This is a genomic window from Pontibacter sp. HJ8 (genome assembly GCF_054824225.1).
The window spans coordinates 1-4,586 of sequence record NZ_JSYF01000506.1 but is presented as its reverse complement, the minus strand read 5'-3'; the positions used below and the strand labels follow the sequence as shown (position 1 = coordinate 4,586).

The 4,586-nt window shown below is 51.1% G+C and carries 4 protein-coding genes; all 4 read right to left on the bottom strand.

The features are described from left to right. Positions 1 to 526: 526 nt before the first annotated feature. On the bottom strand, positions 527 to 877 hold the full coding sequence (locus OB13_RS18635) for a DUF1622 domain-containing protein (protein WP_461491692.1): 351 nt from the start codon (positions 875 to 877) through the stop codon (positions 527 to 529). A gap of 114 nt (positions 878 to 991) precedes the next feature. Beyond that, a complete protein-coding gene (locus OB13_RS18630) occupies positions 992 to 1,753 on the bottom strand; it encodes an MBL fold metallo-hydrolase (RefSeq protein WP_461491691.1) in 762 nt (253 codons plus the stop codon). Positions 1,754 to 1,886: 133 nt separating this feature from the next. Then, positions 1,887 to 3,437, bottom strand: coding sequence for a serine/threonine-protein kinase (locus OB13_RS18625; RefSeq protein ID WP_461491690.1), 1,551 nt, complete (start codon positions 3,435 to 3,437; stop codon positions 1,887 to 1,889). 374 nt (positions 3,438 to 3,811) lie between these two features. Then, the coding region (locus OB13_RS18620) for a T9SS type A sorting domain-containing protein (RefSeq protein ID WP_461491689.1) at positions 3,812 to 4,586 on the bottom strand (775 nt) is incomplete at its 5' end.

The following is a 4,586-nucleotide window of genomic DNA, read 5'->3' as shown; positions in this document are numbered from 1 at the left end:
TTTTTGAAGAAAGCGATAGGTTGCATTTTATGCTTTTAAACCAAAAACCTTTTAACACTAACTTCAAAATTTACATTTTTATTGCAAGGCGTCTCAAAAAGTGATCTTGCAGGACCTGTTTGGGGAGAGGACGCGCTCTGTTAGGAAACATGATGGAGGAGGACGCCCAGCAAAGTATGGCTTCCTATACCCTCACATCACCGCTCAACAGCCGGTGGTGTATTTAAGTTCTATAGCTGTCGGTAATAGATTGATAATTCGTGTTTTATAAAAAAAATTAGCAGGTATAAGAAAGAGAAAATGCAAACGGAAAGCCGCTTTTATCCGCCTTGCGATCTCCCGGAGAAGAGCAATGAAAGGCATGGCTGGGTTTTTTTGAAGAAGGCAGGTTGCTGATTTCGCGACTTAAGAAACTGTCTGGATAAGACAGCGACATCTTTTCAGGCAGTTCCCAGCGTACCTTTAAAAAGAGTATGCTTCGGGAAATGAAGAGCGGGAATGGGTAGTTCGTGGCAATGCCCCAAAGCTAGGATTTGTATTTTTCTTCCTGCCAGGGAAATTTTCCTTCCAGCTCGACTTGTAAAGACAAGCTCAGAAAAGTCCGGATCAGTACGATCAGGCCCAGTGTCAGCACCCTTTCCATGGTGGGTTCAGTTACGACAGTGGCAATGATGTCAGCCGCAACCAGTATTTCCAACCCCAGCAAAATAGCTTTGCCGAGATCTTGTCTCAGTAGCTTGTAAGAGCGTTGCTTGTTCTGTTGAAGCGCGAAAACGAATTTAATCATAGCAATCGCTGCACCGACCGCTATGATCAGTACACCTGCAGCCTCTATGATGCGGGCGATATACTCAATATGTAACCTGAAGTCGGGCATACCAATGGGTTTTCCCGCTTTTGGGGTCGGGAATCAAGTATCCATCTGTAAACGGAAAAGCCGGAAAGCTGGCTTATGACATTGTGAATGGCCAGCCTTTTCCGGCGCTAGTGCTTATTTTTCCGGATACCAGTTGCGCAGCCTCACATCAATTTTTTTACTGCCCGCATTCACTTTCTGTTTGAAGGCTTCCACATCACTCAGGCCCTGCTCTCCGCGGTAATGATAAGGGTATACGACAGCGGGTTTAAACGCAAGAACGGCTGAGGCAGCCTGGTCCACGTCCATGGTATAGGGCAGGTTCATGCACACGAATGCTACGTCAATGTTGCGCAGTGCCCGCATCTCAGGGATGTCTTCGGTATCGCCGGAGAGGTAAACTGTCTTGTTGCCCATCTGCAGGATGTAGCCATTGCCACGGCCTTTGGGGTGCCTGGAATCGTCCGTCTCGGGGAGGTTGTACATGGGGATCGCTGCAATGGCTATACCCAGTTGTTCGGTATGTTCCCCGTTGCCGATCACGACGGCCTTCTGTTTGAGCGGCTCGGGTAGTTTGTCGGCTACGGCCTGCGGCACTACCAAAGTAGCCTGGGAGGTGTTGATCGCTTCCAGGGTTTTCAGGTCCAGGTGGTCGCCGTGAATATCCGTGATCAGGATCAGATCAGGGGCTGCTATACCTTCAAAGGCCTCCGTTCCGCCATAAGGATCCACGTAGATGGTTTTGCCGTCCCATGTGAACGCTACGCTGCCATGCAGGACAGGCTGTATGGTGAGCGGCCCTTTGGAGGTTTTGATCTGGTCTGGAGCCGGCTTTTGGGCCATGGCAAAGAAACTGGCCAGTAAGCAGAGTGCGGTAAGTGTAGATTTTACTTTCATAGTCGATCGATTTTAGAATTTGAAGGCATAACAACCTGCCTGTTTTTATGTTTCGGAAGGTATAGCAGCAGCGTGCTACCTTATACCTGACTGTACAATTTACTACTCATCAATGGTATTCGCTGCGTTTGCTTTATTCAAGGCTATCCTGTTCTAGGGTAGCTTCTACGGTCGTCAGGTTGACATTCAGTTCATCAATTTTGTCGTCCTCTTCATCCCGGATAATGTTCTCTACACTGATACTGGCATTCTCGGTGCTCAACAGAATGTCCATGAACTCAGCCACGCCAAAACTGCCGAGCGGTGAAGCATCCATCGTCGCATACACAATGGCATCCGGTGCAAAGTAGCGCCGGATGGCAGGTTTCCACTGATCCCTGACTTCAAGGGGGATTTCCTCATTGAGCATGCCTTTCAGATAAGCCTCCAGACTGGTCGGGCGGGGATAAGATGGGCTTCTCTGGACAGGCGGTTTCTTTACGGCTTCCGGCTTTTTGACTGCCGGAGCAGGTGCTGGGTCCTGCCTAGTGACACGTGTTTTCTGGGTGACCGGAGTGGTGTCAGTGACCGGCTTCTTCGGATTTACATTTGTAGCCGTGGCGGTAGGGATCTTTTTAGCAGTACGGGTATCTTCCCCAGCAGCTGTGTCTTCAGCAGCTTGTCCGGCTGTATGGGACGTACTGGAGAAAGTGGCTGCTATTTTATCGGGGAGCTTGCCATTGAACACATAGAAGTAGGCAGCAACCAATGCGCCCAGCACCAGGAGTGTAATGAGAATAACAGGAAGTAGAGGCGATCTTTTTTTGTAAACAATCGACTCTGCCGTCACGCTGCCAAAGCTGCCATAGGTTTTCCACTTCCCATACTCGTTATAATAGGTAGCCTCATCTGCGAGCAGCCTGGCAGTCGGGCGCTTTTCAGGGTCAGGGTGCAGGCAGGCTCTGACCAGGTTGCTCAGGATACGCGAGTAGGGATTGGGAAGGTATGGCACTTCTGCTCCCTTGAGCAGACTGACGCCCCCGTTGCCCAGCCAGGGTACCTCGCCTGTGCAAAGCTCATACAGCACAACACCCAGCGAGAAGATATCACTTGCCGTGCTGTGTACAGGGTGTGCACGAAAGAGCTCAGGTGCTGCATACGCTGTGGCAGGACTATACTGATTACCCGTAGCTTTGAACATGATATTGCGAATCGAGCTGCTCATTTCAGGAGCAGACAGCAGGTAGCTGTCGTTGTCTGAAATCAGAATATTATCCGGAGAAACCTGCTTGTGTATAATAGGAGGTTGCCTGGTGTGCAGATAATCCAGCGCTCCAGCGATATGTGTCAGAAGGAACGCAATTTCCTCCTCCGGAAGGGGACCTCCTTCCAGTAACTTTCGGCTCAGTGAGCCCTGGGCCAGGTAGGGCATCACCAGGTAGGGTATACCTTCAAATATGTCGAACCGGAAAGGCTGCAGCAGGTAAGGATGATCCAGTGAAGCAAGCGCTTCCTGTTCCTTGCTCAGCTGCTCCAGGCTAAAATTATCCAGTCGTATGTCAGGAGTGAAGATTTTGACTGCCACTATGGCTCCTTCTGATGTCCAGTCCTCCGCTCTCCATACTTCTGAAATTTTACCTATACTAAACCGCTCTTTCAGTAGATAATGTTCAGCAAAAATTCCATTTTTAGTTGGTGTACTCATAGATACAGTATTCTCAAGAAGTAATACGGGAATAATCTCTCAGAGTAACGGAGTGATGAGGGAAGACGGTATACAGGCAGTAATAAAGCGGAGGATTCAGATGGCTAAAAGCATTGGCTTCATCCATAAACCGGAGGGGTACTTCTTATGTTCGCGCAGGAAAGCTGTCGCGCATAAAGTGGCATTGTAGACTGAGTCAGCCAGTGAACAGGGTATATCAATCAGCATTTGTCCCGGGCCCCTTTGAAGGAAGCCAGAATATTTCCTGAAATACAATCGCCGCAGCAAGTGCTGCGGCGATTGTATTTCAGGAATTTGTCTCGGTGCTGAGCGTCAGCCAATGTTCCTCACCCAGATGATGTTCACGAGAGGTTCTATTTGTCCAGGATGAGTTTGAGCGTCTTGGTTGCCGTTGCTGTCTGGAGCCGGACCAGGTAGAGACCTTTGGGCAGGACGCCTCCCTCCACCTGGAGCGTGTTTCGCGCGCCTGCCGCCGCCCGGCCTTGTGTGAGAGCTGTCACCAGAGCTCCCCTGGCGTCATAGAGGGCAAGGGTATAGTCTCCTTCTTCGGCCAGTGTAAAGTTCAGGGTTGCCTGCGAAGAGAAGGGGTTGGGATAAGCCTCCAGGGCTGTTTCGGCGAGCTCACCGGGGAGGGTGCCCACGACCCCTGCAGTACTTGACGCGGACAGGCTTGTCTCGGAGATGGTAAAGGTAATGGTCAAAGGTATACCAGCCGTGCCGGTAGCTTTACTGCCGGAGTAAGGGGTAGCTTTGAGGGAATAGGTGCCGGCTGCGGGCGGGTACCAGTTGCCATAGTAATAGTTGCCCTGGCCGTCATCGCCGTGCAGGGCATAAGGAGCCAGGTTGTCAATGTAGACTTTGCTCTGGGTGCCGCTCAGCTCCAGCTTGACGCTGCCCACCGATGCAGGCGTGGTGTTGGCCCGGATGCTGAGTTTGGTAGAAGGCAGCGAACTCAGGGCGATCACGTCGCCATCAGCCAGAGGCTGCAGGTCCTGCTCGTTGTTGGCATTGACCAGCACAAAGCCGGTGACCTGCTCCTGGCTTTGAAGAGCGGTGAAAGTAGCCGTGATGGTTTTGTTGCTGCTCATGGTCACCGTGAGCGGATTGGCCGAGCCGGTCGCATCGCCG

Coding starts and splice junctions, on each gene's coding strand:
- OB13_RS18635 (WP_461491692.1), bottom strand. CDS start 877: ATGCCCGACTTCAGGTTACATATTGAGTATATCGCCCGCATCATAGAG.
- OB13_RS18630 (WP_461491691.1), bottom strand. CDS start 1,753: ATGAAAGTAAAATCTACACTTACCGCACTCTGCTTACTGGCCAGTTTC.
- OB13_RS18625 (WP_461491690.1), bottom strand. CDS start 3,437: ATGAGTACACCAACTAAAAATGGAATTTTTGCTGAACATTATCTACTG.